Source organism: Clostridium rectalis (assembly GCF_900626095.1).
GTDB lineage: Bacteria > Bacillota > Clostridia > Clostridiales > Clostridiaceae > Clostridium_AS > Clostridium_AS rectalis.
The window spans coordinates 272,265-293,967 of the sequence record NZ_UYZZ01000002.1; the positions used below are offsets into that span (position 1 = coordinate 272,265).

Genomic DNA, 21,703 nt, shown 5'->3' on the forward strand with positions numbered 1-21,703 from the left:
ATAGTAATTTATATAGTAGTGCCTCTATTAAGACACATATATTTACATTGCCAAAAATTATTTGTAAACACTAAAAGCTTATATAAATTAATTATATAACTCTTCTAATGCTTCAATTTTTCTTTTTATCATTTCATCAACTCTTTTATTATACTCTATTACATCTTTAACATTAGGTACTCTTTCCAGCCTATTCTCATCTAAAAATACTACTTTAGAAACAGCATCAGCTCCCATAGCTATGATGGTCTGTTTTTCCTCTATCATTTGAATATTATATATACAATGTTTGTTTTTATGAGAATAACCTATATTTTCCATGTTGCCTTTCATATTTTTTTGTCTATACATATAATATGGCTCCATTAATAAATCTTCAGCAAGCTTCACTGTTTCTTTATACATCTCCATTAGTTCATTGTGATTAGTATGGGTTAGCTCTAGTTTCTTATAAAGATCAGATCCTCTTTTAATTGACATTCCATGAACAGTAATGCTATCTGGATTTAATTTTAGAATTTCTCTACATGTATTTTTAACATGGGTTAATCCTTCCTTTGGAAGCCCCACTATTATATCCATATTTATATTATTAAACCCAAGTTTCCTTGCCATATTATACTTTTCTATAACATCTTTTACTGTATGATTTCTACCAACAAGTTTTAATGTATCATCATTCATTGTTTGTGGATTTATGCTGATTCTATCTACCTTATATCTTTTCATAACTTTAAACTTTTTATAACTTAAACTATCTGGTCTTCCACATTCTACTGTAAATTCCTCTATATTATTGCCATATATAAATTTATTATATATTTTTTTCATAATATATTCAAATTCTTCATCATTTACAGATGTTGGAGTACCTCCACCAAAATATACAGTTTGTACTTTTAACCCCTTTTTCTCTATATATTTAGATATTCCTTCAAATTCTTCTACTAATGATCTTAAGTATGGTTGAACCATTTTCTTGCATTTAGTTATGGGATTTGAAGCAAAAGAACAATATAAACATCTTGTGGGACAAAATGGCATTCCAATATACAAACTTATCTTATTTTTATCCTTATTTACCATTTTAATTTCCATCTTTGCAATTCTTATACAAAGTTTTGCTTTCTCTTTATCAGTAAAATAATTTCTGGTAAAATAATCCACTATTTCTTCTTCACTCTTTCCTTTAATTAGCATTGAAAGAGCTATCTTACTAGGTCTTATACCTACTAAAGTGCCCCATGGAAATATTTTACCAGTTTTTTTATTTAAAAAACTATAAATAGATTTCTTTAAATTTCCCTTTTCATTAATATTTTTATCATTTATATATTCCTCTTTTAAAAATTCATCCTCTATAATTATACCGTTTTTTTCTAAAGATATCTTATAATTATAATTTACATTATTAAAATTTATTTCACTTAATGGATAAAACAAATTAAACATTTGGTAAATTTCATATCTGTAATTAATATTTTTTAACTTTATATTAATTGTCATAGTATCTCCTTTGTGTAGTAACTAAGAATCATAAAAATGGATTATACATTTTTTCATACTTTATAGAAGTTTCTGGACCATGTCCCGGTAAAACTATGGTTCCCTCTGGTAATACCAAAAGCTTTTCTTTTATACTTTTTATAATCATATCAAAGTCTCCACCTTCAAAATCTGTTCTACCTATAGAGCTTTGAAATAAAGTATCTCCCGTAAACAAAACATTATCAATAAGAAAACACATTCCTCCTAGAGTATGTCCTGGAGTCTCTATACATTCTAATTTAAGTGAACCCACCTTAAAATTGTCTCCATCTTTTAATTTAATATCAGCTGTTCCACAATTTTCTAAAGTACCAAACATAGAAGCCCTATTTATTATCATATTCTCATCTTTTTCATTTATATAAACCTTAGCACCTAAAATATTTTTCAAATCCAACACTGCTCCTGTATGATCCATATGTCCATGAGTTATAAATATATGCTTTACCTTTACACCTAAAGTATCTACTTCTTTTTTTAAAATTCTACTCTCATCACCTGGATCTATAATTAAACCCTCACTAGTATTTTCATCAAAAACTATATAACAATTGGCAGCATAAACTCCCACAGGGATTCTTTTTATTTTCATGCAATCAACTCCCATAAAAATATTTTAAAAAGTTTTTTTACTATCTAATAATATAGTAACAGGTCCATCATTTTCTATACTAACTTTCATATCAGCACCAAACTCCCCTGTTTCTACTTTACCTAAAACTTCTTTGCATCTTTTTACAAATTCCTTATATAATACTTTAGCCTCTTTACCACCTAAAGCTTCTATAAAACTTGGTCTTTTTCCTTTTCTGCAGTCTCCATACAATGTAAATTGAGAAATCACTATAAGTTCTCCTCCTACATCTAATAATGACCTATTCATTTTTCCCTGGTCATCTTCAAAAATTCTAAGATTTAGTATCTTATCCTTTAGATAATCTACATCTTTTTCACTATCCTCTTTAGATATACCAAGTAAAACATTTAAACCACTATTTATACTTCCTACAGTTTTCCCATCTACTTCTACCTTTGATGATTTTACTCTTTGAACTACCGCTCTCATACTATCACCTCTAATTCTTAGTTCTATATACCTCAGTTACACCTTTTAATCTCCTAATTTTTTTCATTAATTCTTTAAGGTGTTCTACATTAGATATTTTTAACTTTACATTAATTAAAACATTTTTCCCTGTCTTAGCATTTATAGCATATAAATGAGTTTTAGTCTGAGTTATAATATCCATTATTTCTGCTAATAACCCATCCCTGTTTTCCGCTTTTATTTCAATTTCTGCAATATATGCTCCAGATTTAGCAGTGCTCCAGCTTACTTCAACAATTTTATTATCCGAATCCTTTTTTAATATATCTACATTTTTACAATCACTTCTGTGTATGGAGACTCCTCTTCCCTTAGTAATATATCCTACTATATCATCACCTGGTACTGGATTACAACATTTAGAAAATCTAACTAATAAATTACTAACACCCTTTACTATAACTCCTGTGTCATTAACCCTTTTATTATTCTTCTTTTCATTATTTTTATTATTTTTAATAATTGTAGTGTTAATAATATCCTGTGTTGAAATTAAAGAAATTTTATTACCTCTTTCATACAATTCTTTTATTTTACTAACAATATTTGAGGACATTATATCCCCTACTCCAACAGCAGCATAAATATCATCTAAAGTATTGAAATTATATCTTCTTAAAATACCTGAAAGTATCTCACCTTTAGCAATCTCACCAAAATTATAACCCTGTTTTTTGGCTTCCTTTTCTAGTAACTCTTTTCCTTTACTAGTATTTTCTTCTCTTTTAGCTTTCTTAAACCAAGCCCTTATTTTACTTTTAGCCTGATTACTCTTAGTGATATTTAACCAAGATATATTTGGTCCTTTAGAATTTGGTGATGTTATAATTTCTACAATTTCACCAGTTTTTAAAAGATAGTCTAAAGGAACCATTTTACTGTTTACTTTTGCTCCAACACATTTATTACCAATATCCGTATGAATCTTGTATGCAAAGTCTATAGGAGTAGAATTATTAGGTAAATTTATAACTGCTCCCTTTGGTGTAAATACAAATACCTCATCGGAAAATAAATCTATTTTAAATCCTTCCATAAATTCTGTTGCATCTGAAGTCTCTCTTTGCCATTCTAATATTTCCCTAAGCCAACTCAGTTTTAATTCTAGATTATCCTCGGCTATTTTACCTTCTTTATATTTCCAATGAGCAGCTATTCCATATTCAGCTGTTCTATGCATTTCAAAAGTTCTTATCTGTATTTCAAAAGGCTTACCTTGAGGTCCTATTACCGTAGAATGTAATGATTGATACATATTAGGTTTAGGCATAGCAATATAGTCTTTAAACCTACCAGGAATAGGTTTATACATTGTGTGTACTATTCCAAGTGCAGCATAGCAATCTCTTACTGTATCTACTAATATCCTCACTGCAGTCAAATCAAATATTTGCTCTAAAGTTTTATTTTTATTAATCATCTTTCTATAAATACTATAAAAATGTTTAGGTCTACCTTCTATATCTGACTTTATACCAGCATTACCTAAACTTTCTTTAAGTTGCTTTACTATCGTTTCTATATAGGCTTCTCTTTCAGCTCTTTTTTCAACTATCTTTTTAACAAGATCATAATATTGATTAGTATTTATATATCTAAAAGCTGAATCTTCTAATTCCCATTTTATTTTAGATATACCAAGTCTATGAGCTAGAGGAGCATATATATCAAAAGTTTCTTTTGCTTTTTCTTTCTGCTTTTCAACCGGCATATATTTTAAAGTTCTCATATTATGAAGCCTATCTGCCAACTTTATTAATATAACCCTTACATCCTTTGCCATAGCTAAAAGCATTTTTCTTACATTATCTGCTTGCTGCTCTTCTTTTGTTTTATATTCAATTTTACCAAGTTTAGTTACTCCTTCTACTAAATTAGCTACTTCTTTATTAAACTCTTTAGCTATGTCATCATAGGTATATTCAGTATCTTCAATAACATCATGTAATAATCCTGCTACTATTGTATCTGTATCTAATCCCATTTCCGCTAAAATACACGCTACTTCTACTGGATGTATAATGTATGGCTCACCTGATTCCCTTTTTTGCCTATTATGAGCCTCAAAAGCAAATTGATAAGCTTTTTTAATTAGTTCCTTATCTACACTGCTGCAATTTTTATCAATCTTATTCATCAATTTTTCCAGCATACTTTACTCCCCTAAAATCAATGGCTGGTTAAATAAACCAGCCATTATTTTTTTACTAACATTATATAATATTTTGTAGAAACTTGCAATTTGTATTTTCTTATACTTCATACTGTACAAAAGACATTAAATCATACTTTTCTAATTTTTCTCTTCCTTTTAATTCAATCAATTCTATAAGGAAGTCTATAGATACAACTTCTCCTCCTACTTCTTCTACAAGCTTTGCAACAGACTTTATAGTTCCACCTGTAGCAAGCAAGTCATCTACAATTGCAACTCTCTGCCCTGGTTTTATTGCATCTTTATGAATTTCTAGTACATCAGTACCATACTCTAAATCATAACTCATACTTATAGTCTCATAAGGAAGCTTTCCTTTTTTTCTTACAGGTACAAATCCAACACCTAGTGCATAAGCTAATGGAGCCCCAAATAAAAATCCTCTTGCCTCCGGTCCTACTATAATATCTATATTTTTATCTTTTAGATATTCTGCCATTTTATCTATTGTGAATTTAAATGCTTCCTTATCCTTTAATAATGTAGTAACATCCTTAAAACTTATTCCTTCTTTTGGAAATCCATCGATTACTCGTATTTTTTCCCTTAAATCCATTACTATTTCCCCCTAAAACTTTTCTTTACAAACATTAAAATACTATATTATTAAACACCATATTATTATATATTAAATATAATAGTATATTCAATATTATTGACTATTTAACGCAAAACTTACTCATCATTATTTCATTTTTTAAATATTTAGCAATTTGCTGGGCTCTATCACTATTAGAAGTGGTAAATAATTCTACTGCTATTCTAGCATTATCCAGACTTCTTGATCTAGTCCTAGATGGTACAATACTCTTTGCTAATCTATATGCATTTTCCCTATTAACATGTCTTATATTATTTACTTTAATTAAAGCTTGAAGTCCATAATTATTAGTATAATTCATATGATATATTCCTTCATCTATCATTAATTTATTTTCCCCAATATATAAAACATCATTGGATACTGCCCCAAGCATAACTAAATCTAAATATTTACTTATACATTTCATTTGATAATAGGAGGATATGGCTTGTGCTAATTTATATACAACTCCCACACTAGATAATTTTTTAAATGGATAACCGCATCCTTTTTGATTAGGGTTTATTACTATTGTTTCAGGTATATACTTATTGCATCTGTGATAATCAGTTATTATTACATCTATACCCAATTGTTTACACAGTTCTACCTGTTGATAAGAGTTTATACCACAACCTACAGTTATCATTAAATTTGTTCCTAAAAATTTGACATGATTCCTCACTATCCCCTCATCAATATCAAATTTGCCATTTTTGCTATCTGATACATAATATTCCACATCAGCATTTAAATACTTTAACACCAAAAAAAGCACTGACACTGCAGTTATACCATCTAAATCATAACATCCATATACAATTATTTTTTCTCTTAAATTCACAGCCTTAACAATTCTTTTTAAAGCCTCATCCATATTTTTTAATAAAAATGGATTATATAATGTAGAAAGCTTTAACAATTGCGTATCTGTACCTTTTTTTTCCATAATTTTATCCTCCAAAAAATAAAAAAGCATATATATTATAATTTAAAATATGTATTTTGACAAATACTTTGCATATTTTTTTTGCAAATAAATAAACCAGAGCACTTATATACTCTGGTTTATGGAAATTTACTTAGCAAGTGCTTTTTTTTTCTTAGATTTTTTTAAAATTACCCATAGAGGACTTGCTATAAATATTGATGAGTATGCACCACACACTATTCCAACTGTAAGTGGAACTGTAAAGTCTCTTATAGAAGGTACAATTACACAAACAGATACAATAGTAAATAATGTTGTTAACACTGTATTTATAGATCTTGACATAGTCTGAGTTATACTTATATCAGCTAATTCAATTTCTCCCATTCTTCTATGTTTTTTAGAATTTTCTCTTATTCTATCAAAAACAACTATAGTATCATTAATAGAATAACCCACTATTGTAAGAATAGCTGCAATAAATGTTGAATTTACGGGTATTTGGAATATTGCATATATAGATATGGTAACTAATACGTCATGTACCAATGACAATATAGCTGATAATCCAAACTTAATCTCAAATCTAAATCCTATATAAACAAGCATGGCTAAATTAGCAATTATAAGTGCAATTACAGCTTTTCTTGTTAACTCTTTTCCTACCGATGGTCCTATTCTTTGTTGAGATACTAAATCCTTATCCTGCAATTTATATTTTTCTTTTATTTCTTTATACATTTTAGGAATCTGTTCATCTGTTAATGAATTACTTCTTATTTCTAATTGTATTTCATTTTTAGTATCTGTTGCCGTATTAGTGGAGTAGTCTTTAGTATATTTATTAATTATATTCTCCACATCTGCTTTATTGAAATCTTTCTTCATATTTATCTGTACTAAAGTTCCACCTTTAAAATCTATTCCATAATTTAATCCACTTTTGAACATAAATACTATGCCTAATAATATTATAACAAAAGATATTCCAAACCAAAGTTTTGTTTTTTCTATAATTTTTAATGTTCTTGGTTTACTTTCCTCAGAAGTTTTTCTTACTCCAAAAGATTTTAATCCTTTAAGTAACCCTATATCTACTGCTAGCTTTAACAAAAATCTCGTAACTACAATAGCAGTAAACATACTCAATACTATACCAACCATTAATGTAAGAGCAAAGCCTTTAACTGCTCCTGACCCTAAATTATAAAGCACTATACTTGCTATTATAGTTGTAATATTAGAATCCATTATGGAACTTAGTGCTCTATGAAATCCTGAATCTACTGCAGATTTTACTGACTTTCCTGATTTTAATTCTTCCTTAATTCTTTCAAAAATAAGTACGTTAGCATCTACAGCCATACCTATAGTAAGCAAGAATCCTGCTATTCCAGACAAAGTTAATATAGCTTTCATTGATACAAAGGTTAACAATACTAATACTATATAAAATACCAAAGCAATATCTGCAACTAATCCTGGAACTCTATAATATAAAAGCATGAATATAAAAATTAATCCTACACCTATTTTACCTGCTTTAATACTTAACGGAAGAGCATCTGATCCTAATGTAGCTCCAACTGTTTTTACTTCAACAGGTTTTACAACTACAGGTAAAGCTCCTGATTTAATAATATTGGCTTGTCTTTTTGCTTCTTCTAAAGTCTTACTTCCCTCAATCATACCCTTTCCATTAGGTATAACAGAGTTTACTACAGGGCTTGTTAATACCTCTTCATCCATATGTATTGATATAGGCTGCCCTATAAATTTTTTAGTTGCTTGTGCAAACTTTTTAGTACCCTCATCATTTAATTCAAAACTTATAATTGGTTGATTAGTTTCTTGATTTAATTGTGCTACAGCGTTTTTAACATCTTTTCCTGTAAGTATTACCTTTTTATCTGGACCTATAAACTTTAATTCTCCTGTTTTTCCTACACTATCTATAACTCCTTTTGCATCATATATTCCCGGAATCTCTATTCTTATTTTCTTTTGACCTTCTCTTGACACAACGGTTTCACTAACACCCATCTTATTAACTCTCATAGATAACAGTTCCATAGTTCTTTCTATGGTGGCATTATCTACATTATCTGATTGAATCTCTTCTACCAATGAAACTCCACCTTGAAGATCCAATCCTTTCTTTATTGTTTGCCCAAAAGATTTTACATTGTATCCACTTTTAAATATATTATGCACTCCGAAAGCTCCAGCATAAGCTAAAAAGCCTATTACAAGAATAGCTAGTGTAAATAACACAGCACTTTTACTGGAATTCTTTTTTTTCATTTTTATCCCCCTTTGCCTATTAAGTATATCATTTTAGTTTCTAAAAGTTTCAAAAAAATCTCATTAATACTTACAATATACAGAAATTATATTACTCTTGTAAAAAATAGTCAATATAAGCAAGCATATGCTTACCTATATTGACTTTAAATTTTATAATTATCTTTCAATCATTTTAGATTTTAAAGCCACAGCACACTCTATTCTTTTCTTCTGCATTTTGCATCCTATTTCATAAGGAATATGAATATCACCATTAAAATTAAAATTATTAGCTTGACATCCACCACTACAGTAAAATCTAGCCCAACACTCTTTACATATAGGTTTAAAATAAATATTTCCTTCTTTAAATTGTTTTTCTATACCTTCATCTAGGCCTTCTTTAAATAGGTTCCCCATTTTAAAATCTTCATTTCCTACAAATTGATGGCATGGATATATATCTCCAGAAGGGGTTATAGCTACATACTCATGACCTGCTCCACAACCTGATATCCTTTTATATACACAAGGACCTCCTTGGAGATCTATATTAAAGTGATAAAATTTAAACATATTTCCTTCTTTATATCTTTTAACCATTTCTTTATAAAGTTTATCATACTGTTCAAATATTTTTGGTAAATCCTCTTCTCTTAATGATAATGGATGGTCCTCTTTAAGTACTACAGGCTCTATTGATATTTCATCAAACCCTTCATTAGCTAAATGCATGATATCTTCATAAAAATCAGTATTATTTCTAGTAAATGTTCCTCTTGCATAGTATTGTTTTTCCTTATCCCTTGCCTTTACCATTTTCTTAATTTTAGGAAGTATAGAGTCATAAGATCCACTTCCATCCACTCTAATTCTTACATCATCATTTATTCTCTTTCTTCCATCTATACTTAAGACTATATTACCCATATTTTTGTCTAAATAGTCCATTATTTCATCTGTAAGCAGGGTAGCGTTAGTAGTCATTGTAAATCTTAAAGTTTTATTATGTACTTTTTCCTGTTGTTTCGCATATTCTACAATTTCTTTTACTACATCAAAAGCTATTAAAGGCTCTCCACCAAAAAGATCAATTTCTATATGTTTTCTCGGTCCTGAATGCTCTATAACAAAATCTATAGCCTTTTTTCCAACTTCTGCAGACATTATTTGCCTTTTACCTTTGTACTCACCTTCATCAGCAAAACAATATTTGCATCTTAAATTACAATCATGTGCTATATTTAAACATAAAGCCTTTATATAAGATGAACCTTCACCTGCATTTAATCCTATATTTTCATACAAATCCTTTGAATATAAAATCTCATCTTTTATTAGATCCTCTAATTCTTCATAAGCTTCTAATATGTCTTCCTTACTGTATTTTTCTTTATATTTTCCTATCAATTCTTCTTTATTTCTTAATCCATTTTCATCTACTATATTATATACTAATTCATCAACAACATGTACTGATCCTGAATTCACATCAATTATATAGTAATCTCCATCTTGGACAAACTTATGAATATCTGCCACCTTTTTTTTCCTCCCAACTAAACTTAAAGCAGTAACTTAAAGTTACTGCTTCTCTATATTAATTTTCGCAAGCTAAATTTGCAACTGTACAAGAAGTTTTACAAGCTGATTGACATGAATTTGCACATTCCTTGCATCCAGGCTTCTTTAAGCTATTCTTTATATTTGATTTGTTTATAGTTCTTATATGTTTCATTTGAATTCCTCCAATCAAATCTATTTCCGTTTGATTATATCATAAAGCTACAATAAAATAAAGTAATTATCAAAGATTTACCCCTATCATACCCGATAGTAAACCTACTGCTAAAGCAAGTAAAAACCTCGTTATTTGTGTGCTTTCTATAGCCGCAGAATTTCCAGCAATAATAGATACAATATAGATTATTACCATATATATTGCTGCTACAATTACTCCTACTAACCATCCCTTTTTATTAATCCTTTTAACAGCATAGATACTCCCATACATTATGCTTATTATTGATGTAACTAAGTAAAAAATTGAGTTTGTCCTTTCAGTTAAATCAATAAAACTCATAATAACTGCATATATAATCATTAATACCACAGTTATTATAGTACTTCTTAGGACGCCATCTCCTATATCCAAAAAACTACTTTTCTCCATTTATAAAACACCTCCCATCTAATATTATCTATGTAGACAAAAGGTGTTTTATGATGAAATGAATTTATTTTTTTAAAATTAGTTCTCTTTAAATTTAACTTCTTCTTTAACTTCTTCTTTAACTTCTTCTTTAACTTTTTCTTTAACTTCTTCTTTTTTTACTTCTTTACTAGAATCTTTAATCTCTTCTTTTTGGGTTTCAACAGTACTTAGAACTGATAAAATTCCATTCTTATCTAATTTAATTCTAGCTCTACTTGGACCACTTTCTAAAATTATAAATGTATCTTGAATATTTATAATTTTACCTAATATACCACCTTTAGTTATTATCTCATCATTAACCTGCAATGATTCTAACATTCCTTTATACTTTTTCTTTCTTTTATTTTCAGGTATGTATACTATTATATAAAAGAATCCTAGCATTAATATCATAGGAATCAATAATCCTCCTAAGATTGATCCCTTTGGTTGAGCAGCTGTAGCTAAAACTATACCATTTAAATTCAACATTTCCTCACCTCCCTTCGTACTATTAAGTTTATAGTCTTCCACTTAAAGTGTAAAGTAATATTTTTCCTATAAATTGTTAACTTTCTTTGAATTAAGGTTTGTCTAAGCTCTATTTCCCCATTCCTTTAGTTTTGTAACTTTGTATTCCTTAAAATAATCTCCATCTATTGCCTCTCTAATTTCTTGCATTAGATTATTATAAAAATACAAATTATGTAGAACACAAAGTCTCATTGCAAGCATTTCCTTGGCCTTAAATAAATGTCTTATATAAGCCCTTGAATAATTCTTACAAGTTGGACATTGGCATCCCTCATCTATAGGTTTAGAATCCAATTCAAACTTAGCATTCATTAAATTTATTTTACCATCTTTAGTAAACACATGCCCATGTCTTCCATTCCTTGCTGGTAAAACACAATCAAAAAAATCCACGCCTCTATCTACTGCTTCTAATATATTACTAGGAAGTCCCACCCCCATAAGATATATTGGCTTTTCTTGAGGCAAATAAGGTACAACTGCGTCTATTATTCTATACATTTCATCATGAGTTTCTCCTACAGCCAATCCCCCAATTGCATATCCATCCAAATCCATTTTAGCTATAACTTTAGCATGTTCTATTCTTATATCCTCATAAGTTCCGCCCTGGTTTATACCAAATAGCATCTGTTTATTATTTATAGTATCTGGAAGTGAATTCAATCTATTTAGTTCTATTTTGCACCTTTTTAACCATCTTGTAGTTCTTGATACAGAATTTTCCACATACTCCCTTGTGGAAGGATTGGGAATACATTCATCAAATGCCATAGCTATAGTAGATCCTATATTACTTTGTATCTGCATACTTTCTTCTGGTCCCATAAATATCTTCTTCCCATCTATATGTGAATTAAAATATACTCCTTCCTCCTTAATTTTTCTTATACCTGAAAGTGAGAATACCTGAAATCCACCTGAATCTGTTAAAATTGGTCTATCCCAATTCATGAATTTATGAAGTCCTCCCATTTTTTTAATTACATTATCCCCTGGTCTTAAATGTAAATGATATGTATTAGATAACTCTACTTGACATCCTATTTCTTTTAAATCCATAGAAGAAACTGCTCCTTTAATCGCAGCTAATGTTCCAACATTCATAAATACAGGAGTTTGAATAGTTCCATGTGGAGTAACAAATTCTCCTCTTCTTGTTTTACCGCATCTTTTCTTTAATTTATACATAGATACACTCCTTTATCTGTAAGTTTAAAATAGTTATTTAATAAACATAGCATCTCCAAAACTGAAAAATCTATATTTTTCTTCTACTGCTACATTATATGACTTTATTACTTTTTCTCTATCACTTAGTGCACTTACTAGCATTACTAATGTTGATTGAGGTAAATGAAAATTTGTAATTAAAGCATCTACAATTTTAAATTTATACCCAGGATAAATAAAAATATTAGTCCATCCTGACTGCTCTCTTACTCTACTTTTATCATCACCAATTGTTTCAAGAGTTCTACATGATGTTGTGCCAACTGCAATAACTCTTTTACCTGCCTCTTTTGTATCATTTATAATTCTTGCTGTGTCCTCTGTAATTTTATAAAACTCAGAATGCATAGTATGTTCTTCTATCTCCTCTGCTTTAACCGGTCTAAAAGTACCCAAACCTACATGTAAAGTTAAAAATGCTAATTTTACACCTTTATTTTTTATTTTTTCTAATAGTTCTTCAGTGAAATGTAGCCCTGCTGTAGGTGCCGCCGCAGAACCTTGTTCTTTTGAATATACCGTTTGATATTGTTCTTTGTCCTCCAATTTTTCTTTTATATAAGGTGGTAGAGGCATTTGTCCTAATTTATCTAATACCTGCTCAAATATACCCACATATTCAAATTTAACTATTCTACTTCCTTCTTCTCCTAATCCTATTACCTCTGCTTTTAATTCACCATTCCCAAATGAAAACCTTGTGCCTATTTTGGCCCTTTTACCAGGTTTAACTAAAGTTTCCCAAGTATCTTTATCTATTCTTTTTAAAAGCAAAAACTCCATTTTACCATGAGTATCTTCTTTTTCACCTATAAGTCTAGCTGGTAATACCCTAGTATCATTAAGCACCAAACAATCACCATGTTGTAAATACTCTACTATATCCTTAAATATTTTATGCTCTAACTCTCCAGTATTTTTGTTTAAGACCATAAGTCTTGCCTCATCTCTATTTTCCAATGGATGTTGTGCTATAAGTTCTTCTGGTAAATAATAGTCAAAATCTTTTACTTTCATTATTCCAACTCCTTCTCTTATGTGAAAAATAACCAAAAATCAGTTATGAATATTTATTGTGCATTGATTTAATTCTTTATGCTCTTCTTTAAGCCTTTTAAAATGTTTGTAGACTTTGTCTGTTGCAACTCTTCCTCTAGGTGTTCTAAGTATAAAACCTTTTTGCAATAAATATGGTTCGTACACATCCTGAATTGTATCTAACTCTTCTCCTATAAAATAAGCAAGAGTTTCAATTCCAACGGGTCCTCCATTAAAATTATCTATAATCGCTGTTAATATTTTATTGTCTATACTATCAAAGCCCTCATCATCAATTTCTAAGAGTTTCATAGCATTTTTAGAAGTTTTTAAATCTATTATACCATTACCCTTAACTTCTGAATAATCTCTAACTCTTTTCAAAATTCTGTTTGCAATTCTTGGTGTTCCTCTAGATCTCATAGAAAGTTCATAGGCAGCATCTTCAGTTATTGATACCCCTAATATACCAGCTGATCTTATTATTATCTCCTTTAATTCATCCTCTTCATAAAACTCCATAGGACAAAGTACCCCAAATCTGTCCCTAAGTGGAGAAGTTAAAAGTCCTACTCTAGTAGTAGCCCCTATTAAAGTAAATTTGGCTAAATCTAACCTTATAGATTTAGCAGAAGCACCCTTCCCTATAACTATATCTAATGCGCCATCTTCCATAGCTGGATATAAAATCTCTTCAACAGACCTATTAAGTCTATGTATTTCATCTATAAATAATACATCAAAGTCATTTAAACTAGTTAGTATTGCCGCCAAATCTCCTGCTCTTTCTATTGCAGGTCCAGATGTCACTTTAAGATTCCCTGTCATTTCCTCGGCAATTATATTAGCTAAAGTGGTTTTACCAAGTCCCGGTGGCCCATATAACAGCACATGATCTAAAGCTTCCCCCCTATTTTTTGCTGCTCTAATAAAAATATCTAACTTTTCCTTTACCTTTTCTTGACCTATGTACTCTTTTAATCTTTTAGGCCTTAAACTATATTCTATATCACAATCTTCTTTTATATTTAAAGGGGTAACAAACCTATCTTCCATTGTATATTACTCCTTTCAATTCATTAAATTCTTTAAGCATTCTTTTATTATATTTTCAACATTTTCATTTTTATCTACAGATTTAAGAGCTTTCTTTCCTTCCTTTTCCGTATACCCAAGAGAAATTAAAGCCGCTAAAACCTCTACTGTATTATCCTTTATGATACTTTCCTGTCCATTTTTTGAGAAATTTTCTAATATGTCTCCTGAATCCAGTTTGTCCTTTAATTCTAAAATAATCCTTTGCGCAGTCTTTTTTCCAATTCCTGGGGCCCTTGTTAATGTTTTTTCATCTGAAGTTAATATAGCATACTTTAAATTAGATACATTACTTATAGATAAAAGTGATAGTGCTGCCTTTGCTCCAACTCCACTTATTGTAAGCAAAAGATTAAACATCTCCCTTTCTTCCACAGTCATAAATCCATATAAACCATTAAAATCATCTCTAACTATTTGTTGTATATACAACTTAATTTTTTCATCCATTTTAGGAATATTTGTTATAGTGCTTCCTGATGTATATATTTTATATGCAATATCACTATTTTCAACTATTATATAATCTTTACGTATACCTTTAAAAACACCTATAATATACTCGTACACAAAACTCAGCCCCTCATATATATAATAAAATTATCATATATACTTTACCATTTTAACTATTTTAATTCAACCAAAAAAGCCTCAAGGATTATTAATCATAATCCTCAAGGCGTGCTAAGGCTTCCTCTTTAGTATCACATTGAAAATACTTATCTCCATTAGTTAAAAGGCTTATATCTTGTTCTTTTAAATTGCTTATTTTTTTATCTGTTATATCTGTTTTTTCATTTTCTATATACATGTTCCCTTTATAATCAGTCTTATAAATAGCTATCCTATCATCCTTTATACCTAACACATATTTATTAGGGGCATATTTATTCTCTTCTCTTACAAGTATAATATTGCCAGTAGATGCCTTCTCAATTTTATATCCATCTTTTTTAAATTTATGTTCTAACTTATTTTTTGTGTCCACCTTTAAATTAGATGCTTTATCTTCTTTCTCCACAACTAAATCTCCACTTTTTTTATATCTAATTTTAAAAATTATAGATGTATTATTATTAAGTTTTAAATCCCCTTCTCCTTGTACGGTTATTTCATCATTATTATTTACTTGTACCTTTCCAGAATTGTTATTATCTCGCAAATCAAATTTTTCCATAGCTATATAATAACTTAAACTAAACATAGCTACTCCTATAGTAATTATTAAAATTATATATAATTTTTTTCTACTAATAACGTTCATAGTATCCCTCCTATGAACATTATTGTCAAATTTTTGTAAAATTATACACACTTTAATAATATTATTTTCTTTTATTATTCTTAGGGAACCATCCCTTTTTCACTCTATTTTTTTGTTGAAATAATTCTAATATGGCCCATAAAAATACAAATGCGTTTATACCTAGTATACCAGATAATATAGTGCTTTTAGTCCTCAATGAAATAATTATACATAATATACCTATAAATAAAAATAGTGGCCAAATCTTAGTGCCAAAATAATATTCCCCTTTAATTACTATGACATGTCCTATCCCCGTTAAAAATAGAAAAAATAATCCCATAATAATCCCATAAAAATTCATATTTTACCTCCATAATAATCATCTCTATAAAATTCTATTCAAATAACTATAATAATATCATATTTAAAGAATTAATTTATAGGTGATTATTTTATAATTGAATTATAGTTAATAAAATTGTACTTTCTATATAAATGCATTATCAAATGATGCATTAACACACATGCCATAATTGCTACAAATAAGTAATTTTAAAAATTCCATAGTAAAAATTAATAACATAAAGGCACCTTATAAATTAGAATAGTATTAAAAGGACAGCAATAGTTTAAACCTATTGCTGTCCTCAATATTTTATATTATTCTTCAAATTCATCCGGGAATTCGGCATTATGATATACTTCTTGTACATCATCATCATCTTCAAGCTTATCTATAAGTTTTTGAACTTTTTCTGCATCTTCCATATTAACTTCTGTTGTGTTTTCAGGTATGTACTTTATATCAGCTGATATAAATTCATATCCCTTTTCTTCTAAAGAACCTCTGACAGTTGAGAAATCTTCAATAGTTGTTATAATCTCAAAAACCTCTTCTTCCACACTAAAGTCTTCCGCTCCCATTTCCAAAGCTTGCATCATTATTTCATCTTCATCCATATCTTCTTTTCTCTCAATAATAATTTCACCTTTTACTTGAAACATCCAACCAACACAACCAGTAGCGCCAAGGTTACCCCCACTTTTTGTAAAAGCTGCTCTTACATTTCCCGCTGATCTATTTTTATTATCAGTAAGAACTTTAACTATTAATGCAACACCAGCTGGGCCATATCCCTCATACACTATCTCCTCATAATTAACCCCTTGTAATTCTCCTGCTCCCTTTTTAATTGCTCTTGTTATTGTATCAAGTGGCATATTAGCTGCTTTTGCTTTAGCTACTATGTTAGCAAGCTTAGAATTTATTTCAATATTTGATCCATCTTTTGCTGCAACGGCAATTTCTTTGCCAAGTTTTGTGAATACCTTTCCTTTTTTAGCATCCATCTTACTTTTTTTAGCTTGTATATTATGCCATTTAGAGTGTCCTGACATATTATCTCCTCCTTAATATGTGTAAAAAAATATATGTATTAAACTTACAGCACTCACTGTACAGTATTATTAATTAAAAAAATGCCCAAATTATTATACCATAAATTTTAACTTAAACTCAAATTCAGTTACAAATCATTCCCCCTGAAATAATCTATTTTCAATTTTAAAGTAATATCCATATCTATCTTTAGTAAAATCGCACTTACCAGAAGTTACTTGAATTACTTCATTTTTTATCATTTCCATTATATTATTTGTACACAGTATTATAATTTCAACTCTATCTGTATAAATTGTATCTTCTATATACCAAGAATTTTGTGAGCAAACATATTGTATTTTTCCTAAAAGATCATATTCTATATTTATATGAAGAGCCTGTCCCTCAACTCTTTCAACAATACCCCCATCTTTTATTGCTAGTGCAGCCCCCTTACTATAGGCTCTAACTAACCCTCCTTTTCCTAATAAAACCCCCCCAAAATACCTAGTAACTACAACTACTGTATTTGTAATATTATTTTTTTTTATTACATCTAGTATAGGAACTCCTGCAGTACCTTGAGGTTCACCATCATCAGTATATCTTTGAATACCCATATTTTCACCTATGACATAGGCATAAACATTATGAGTGGCCTGACTATGTTCACTTTTAATTTTATCTATAAATGCTTTAGCCTCTTTTTCAGCATAAATTCTCTTTATATGACCTATGAAAATCGATTTCTTCTCCTCAAACTTAGAACTAACTTCATCCTTAATTGTGAAATATGACATATAATCACCTCACCTCTTCCTTATCCAATTGTAAGTTTATATTATCTAAATAAATACCTGCCGCTTTCTTTATATATTCTTTTTGTGAATCCAAATATATTTTCTGTATTTTTTTATATGCTTTTTGGCTATTAATTTTAGTTAAAGCTTTAATTGAATATGTAACCACTTGAGAATTTTCATCTTCCAAAGCCCTAATTAGAGACATTTCAAATTTAATATCCTGAATTTTCCCCATAGCAGATACAGCCATTCTTCTTACATTTACAAATTTATGTACAGAAGCCTTTACTAATATATTATTACAGGAAGTATCTTTCAACTCGCCAATAATCCAAATTGCTGTTTCCTTTTCTTTACCATACATATCTACATAATTTTGCTTTATATATTGTATAAGTTTTTCTTTCATATTTAAGTCTAAAGATTTTATTATATCTAACTTGTCTAACTTACCTGCCTTAGATATATTAATAAGTAGTTCTTTTTCATTTTTACTTTTAGCTAAAAAACCATACTTTATTTTCCCATCTATAATATGTTTTTGAACAGTTTCTTTGCTAATATTTCTTATTTTACTTATTGCATTATAGTCTTTTCCTTCCAAGAATAAAAAGTAGGTTATTTCTTCATCGGTATAATGTTTTATGTCCTCCCATTGAATTTTCAATAAACCTTTCTTCACCTTTCATTCTCCAATCTATATATATTTTTTTATTATATCTATTCCCATTTCTATTTCATTTTTTTCTATTTGAGAAAATCCCAATCTAAAAAAAGATTTCCCATGTTTAGGATTTTTATAATATATTATCCCCGGCGTAATAAGTACCTTTTCTTTTTTGCAATTGTAAAAAAGACTTATACTATCCAAATTATCATCATTGATTTGTAAATAGAAGTGTAGTCCACCTTCTGGAGCATAAAATTTAACTTTCCCATTTAATTTTTTTAAACACTCTTTCATAAATTCGTATCTATCTTTATATACTTTACTTAATATATCTATATGTTTTTTCCACATGCCGTTTTTTATATATAAATCTAAGGCTCTTTGCATTAAACTAGATGTGGCTATGTCTGTATTTACTTTAGAATTTTGAATACTATCTTTAAGTGTTTTAGGACTTATTAAATATCCTAGTCTTATTCCAGGTAAAAATATTTTTGAAAAACTTTTTATATATATAACTCTATCAAATATATCAAGTTTTTTAAAACTTTTATACTCCCTATTATTATATATAAGTTCTGACAAATAATCATCCTCTATGATATAAAAATCATATATTTCTGCTAAATTTAAAAGTCTTTTTTTCTTTTCTATGCTATAGCTTATGCCTGTAGGATTTTGGAAATAACTCATTACATATACACATTTTATCTTATTCTTTTTAGCAATTTTCTCTAAACTTTCTAGATCCATACCATCTTCTTCCATAGATACTTCAAATATATTTGCCCTTCTCCATTTAAACACTGTAAGAGCACCACCATAAGTTGGTTTCTCAACAATTATATTATCATTTATATTTATTAAAGCCTTAGAAACAATATCTATACCCTGTTGTGCTCCTGAAACTATAAGAATATTTTCTTTTTTTATTTTTTCATTCCAAAAAAATTCATCTATTGTTTGTCTAAGTCCTTCATAACCTAAAGCCTCCTGATATACTAACGCATCTGTTCCATCTCTATCTAAAACTTTATTTATAACTTCTTTAAATGGTTCTATAGGAAACAATGTACTACAAGCTGATTCTGCTGAAAAATCAATATACTCTTTAAGATCATCACCTGAAATTTTTCTTATAATACTTCCATACTTTCTTTTAAAATTAATAGATACATCTTTTCTTTTTGCATAAGTTCCACTTCCCATCTTTTGAATTGCATAGCCTTCACTTTCTAACTTTTTATATGCACTTACTATAGTTACATTATTAACCTTCAGCACAGAAGCCAATTTTCTTATTGACGGCAATTTTTCTCCATCTTTTATTAAATTTTTATCTATCATTTTTTTTATATGCTGAGAAATTATTATATATTTAGGAATTTCTTTATTATTTAAACTTATAATATATTTTTCCATACACTCTACCCTCAACCAAATTTAAAAATATTTTAAAAAACGAACTTAATATAAATTAAGTTCGTAATAAATTAGCAATTTAAAATTCTATACAAAATATACATTTTCTTTAATTAAAATTTTCCCGCTACTAGTTTTATAATCTCTTACATCCTTTTTAACTATGTTTTTTTCGCAAAGTTTTTCTAATATCTCTTCCATATGAATATCAAAATTTCGGAAAAGCTTCTCAACCTTAATATCTTCTCCACTTAAAAAGTTATCCTTTTCTCTCATATAATCTAATAATAGAACTGTAATATTTTTTATATTTTCATCAATATTTTGTTCCACAAATTTTATTAGCTCCTCTATACCATTAGCTAAATCATTTTTAACAAAAAATACTTTGTCTACTTTTTCCTTAAATCTATCATCTAAATTCATAGCCATTACCATTGCATCTTTACTAATCATATATCCTGCGGAATTTACATACAATTTAGCATATTCCTCCGCCACTTTAACTGCTGATATATAAGCAGTATACATTCCATTATTATATAAATATTTCTTGCATACCCCTATACTCTTTAAAAGATTCCCTAGATATACCATGCTCCATCGTTCTCTGTCTAAATCCGGATAATATCTAGCATTATCATACCCATTAGTAATATCCATATCTTTAGAAAATACCAACCTAGAAGAGGCAAATATTCTATGCATAAAGCCACCTCTTTGATCTTTATCATAAAGCTGCATAAACTTACCTTTACTCATAAGTTTTATATGAACTGGAACCCCATTTTCTTCCGTATAAATATTTTTCATAGCAAAAATTTTCTCATCTATTATTACAAAAAGATCAATATCTGATTTGTCCCATAAGTCTCCAGTAACTACACTTCCAAAAACCATTGCTGCAAGTACGGTTTCATTCCCCTTAAGATTATCAATCAGGCTATTAAAAGCTTTTTGATATTGTACAATTGTTCTTTCCAAAAGTTTCTCCCCCTTTAATCAATAAGTTTACAACAACTTAAATTAACTTATATTATATAATATAAGTTGATAAAATTACAATACTTATAAAATTGAAAATGAATGTTTTCCTTCATTTTCAATTAATCCACCTAGATCTTTAACTTTTTTATAGCCTTTCTACAAAAATTACCACACTCTCTACATTCATACACATGAAAGCAATAATTTTCTGAGTCATCTAAAGGTTCTTCGGAACCATAGGAATCCATATACTCCTGTACTCTCCCCTTATTTATCATAAGACTGCCACATTTACTACAACTATAATCAAACTTTTTTAAGTCATTACAAACAGGACAAACTTTACTCATGTCTTTCATCTCCTAATTTTAAAATTTATATTAATTTATGGAATTATATTTTAAAATATACAAAATAGCCTAC

The 21,703-nt window shown here is 28.7% G+C and carries 23 protein-coding genes and 1 pseudogene; all 24 read right to left on the reverse strand.

Features of this window, described 5'->3' with window-relative positions; all coding sequences use genetic code 11:
- Positions 1 to 87: 87 nt before the first annotated feature.
- Positions 88 to 1,506 carry a coproporphyrinogen III oxidase gene (locus tag EJL03_RS03995; protein ID WP_125152681.1) on the reverse strand — a complete coding sequence of 473 codons (1,419 nt, stop codon included), beginning with the start codon at positions 1,504 to 1,506 and terminating at the stop codon, positions 88 to 90.
- A gap of 28 nt (positions 1,507 to 1,534) precedes the next feature.
- Complete coding sequence (locus tag EJL03_RS04000; RefSeq protein ID WP_125152682.1) at positions 1,535 to 2,140, reverse strand: MBL fold metallo-hydrolase; 606 nt, start codon at positions 2,138 to 2,140, stop codon at positions 1,535 to 1,537.
- Between the two features lie 24 nt (positions 2,141 to 2,164).
- A complete protein-coding gene (dtd, locus tag EJL03_RS04005) occupies positions 2,165 to 2,614 on the reverse strand; it encodes a D-aminoacyl-tRNA deacylase (RefSeq protein ID WP_125152683.1) in 450 nt (149 codons plus the stop codon).
- A 10-nt stretch (positions 2,615 to 2,624) separates the two neighbouring features.
- Positions 2,625 to 4,808 (reverse strand): RelA/SpoT family protein, encoded by a 2,184-nt coding sequence (locus EJL03_RS04010; RefSeq protein ID WP_125152684.1) that lies wholly within the window; start codon positions 4,806 to 4,808, stop codon positions 2,625 to 2,627.
- Positions 4,809 to 4,908: 100 nt separating this feature from the next.
- Positions 4,909 to 5,427, reverse strand: a complete 519-nt coding sequence (locus EJL03_RS04015; protein ID WP_125152685.1) for an adenine phosphoribosyltransferase — start codon at positions 5,425 to 5,427, stop codon at positions 4,909 to 4,911.
- 103 nt (positions 5,428 to 5,530) lie between these two features.
- The gene (locus EJL03_RS04020) at positions 5,531 to 6,403 is read right to left on the reverse strand and encodes a DHH family phosphoesterase (RefSeq protein WP_125152686.1); all 873 of its coding nucleotides are present in this window, start codon (positions 6,401 to 6,403) and stop codon (positions 5,531 to 5,533) included.
- A 129-nt stretch (positions 6,404 to 6,532) separates the two neighbouring features.
- Entirely contained in the window at positions 6,533 to 7,402 is an 870-nt protein-coding gene (secF, locus tag EJL03_RS16700; RefSeq protein ID WP_423243337.1) for a protein translocase subunit SecF, read from the reverse strand.
- Between the two features lie 24 nt (positions 7,403 to 7,426).
- Positions 7,427 to 8,689, reverse strand: a pseudogene (gene secD, locus EJL03_RS16705) (protein translocase subunit SecD); the annotation flags it as partial.
- Between the two features lie 159 nt (positions 8,690 to 8,848).
- Positions 8,849 to 10,213 carry a thioether cross-link-forming SCIFF peptide maturase gene (gene scfB, locus EJL03_RS04030; protein WP_125152688.1) on the reverse strand — a complete coding sequence of 455 codons (1,365 nt, stop codon included), beginning with the start codon at positions 10,211 to 10,213 and terminating at the stop codon, positions 8,849 to 8,851.
- A 58-nt stretch (positions 10,214 to 10,271) separates the two neighbouring features.
- Positions 10,272 to 10,409, reverse strand: a complete 138-nt coding sequence (gene scfA, locus EJL03_RS04035) for a six-cysteine ranthipeptide SCIFF (RefSeq protein WP_073004644.1) — start codon at positions 10,407 to 10,409, stop codon at positions 10,272 to 10,274.
- A 69-nt stretch (positions 10,410 to 10,478) separates the two neighbouring features.
- The gene (locus EJL03_RS04040) at positions 10,479 to 10,844 is read right to left on the reverse strand and encodes a TIGR04086 family membrane protein (RefSeq protein ID WP_125152689.1); all 366 of its coding nucleotides are present in this window, start codon (positions 10,842 to 10,844) and stop codon (positions 10,479 to 10,481) included.
- A 78-nt stretch (positions 10,845 to 10,922) separates the two neighbouring features.
- On the reverse strand, positions 10,923 to 11,360 hold the full coding sequence (gene yajC, locus EJL03_RS04045; RefSeq protein ID WP_206427335.1) for a preprotein translocase subunit YajC: 438 nt from the start codon (positions 11,358 to 11,360) through the stop codon (positions 10,923 to 10,925).
- Positions 11,361 to 11,462: 102 nt separating this feature from the next.
- Entirely contained in the window at positions 11,463 to 12,593 is a 1,131-nt protein-coding gene (tgt, locus tag EJL03_RS04050; RefSeq protein WP_125152690.1) for a tRNA guanosine(34) transglycosylase Tgt, read from the reverse strand.
- A 33-nt stretch (positions 12,594 to 12,626) separates the two neighbouring features.
- Complete coding sequence (queA, locus tag EJL03_RS04055; protein ID WP_125152691.1) at positions 12,627 to 13,652, reverse strand: tRNA preQ1(34) S-adenosylmethionine ribosyltransferase-isomerase QueA; 1,026 nt, start codon at positions 13,650 to 13,652, stop codon at positions 12,627 to 12,629.
- 39 nt (positions 13,653 to 13,691) lie between these two features.
- On the reverse strand, positions 13,692 to 14,729 hold the full coding sequence (gene ruvB / locus EJL03_RS04060; RefSeq protein ID WP_125152692.1) for a Holliday junction branch migration DNA helicase RuvB: 1,038 nt from the start codon (positions 14,727 to 14,729) through the stop codon (positions 13,692 to 13,694).
- Positions 14,730 to 14,744: 15 nt separating this feature from the next.
- On the reverse strand, positions 14,745 to 15,338 hold the full coding sequence (ruvA, locus tag EJL03_RS04065; RefSeq protein WP_125152693.1) for a Holliday junction branch migration protein RuvA: 594 nt from the start codon (positions 15,336 to 15,338) through the stop codon (positions 14,745 to 14,747).
- Between the two features lie 91 nt (positions 15,339 to 15,429).
- Positions 15,430 to 16,032, reverse strand: coding sequence for a hypothetical protein (locus tag EJL03_RS04070; RefSeq protein ID WP_243108640.1), 603 nt, complete (start codon positions 16,030 to 16,032; stop codon positions 15,430 to 15,432).
- Between the two features lie 61 nt (positions 16,033 to 16,093).
- Positions 16,094 to 16,378 carry a DUF4491 family protein gene (locus EJL03_RS04075; protein WP_125152694.1) on the reverse strand — a complete coding sequence of 95 codons (285 nt, stop codon included), beginning with the start codon at positions 16,376 to 16,378 and terminating at the stop codon, positions 16,094 to 16,096.
- Between the two features lie 299 nt (positions 16,379 to 16,677).
- Entirely contained in the window at positions 16,678 to 17,415 is a 738-nt protein-coding gene (locus tag EJL03_RS04080) for a YebC/PmpR family DNA-binding transcriptional regulator (protein WP_125152695.1), read from the reverse strand.
- A 135-nt stretch (positions 17,416 to 17,550) separates the two neighbouring features.
- The gene (locus EJL03_RS04085; RefSeq protein WP_125152696.1) at positions 17,551 to 18,198 is read right to left on the reverse strand and encodes a YigZ family protein; all 648 of its coding nucleotides are present in this window, start codon (positions 18,196 to 18,198) and stop codon (positions 17,551 to 17,553) included.
- Between the two features lie 4 nt (positions 18,199 to 18,202).
- Positions 18,203 to 18,883: a helix-turn-helix domain-containing protein gene (locus EJL03_RS04090; protein WP_125152697.1), complete on the reverse strand. Its 681-nt coding sequence runs from the start codon at positions 18,881 to 18,883 to the stop codon at positions 18,203 to 18,205.
- A 15-nt stretch (positions 18,884 to 18,898) separates the two neighbouring features.
- Positions 18,899 to 20,293, reverse strand: coding sequence for a MocR-like pyridoxine biosynthesis transcription factor PdxR (pdxR, locus tag EJL03_RS04095; protein WP_125152698.1), 1,395 nt, complete (start codon positions 20,291 to 20,293; stop codon positions 18,899 to 18,901).
- Between the two features lie 87 nt (positions 20,294 to 20,380).
- Positions 20,381 to 21,277, reverse strand: a complete 897-nt coding sequence (locus EJL03_RS04100; protein ID WP_125152699.1) for a nucleotidyltransferase domain-containing protein — start codon at positions 21,275 to 21,277, stop codon at positions 20,381 to 20,383.
- A 131-nt stretch (positions 21,278 to 21,408) separates the two neighbouring features.
- A complete protein-coding gene (locus tag EJL03_RS04105) occupies positions 21,409 to 21,630 on the reverse strand; it encodes a hypothetical protein (RefSeq protein ID WP_125152700.1) in 222 nt (73 codons plus the stop codon).
- Positions 21,631 to 21,703: the final 73 nt, after the last annotated feature.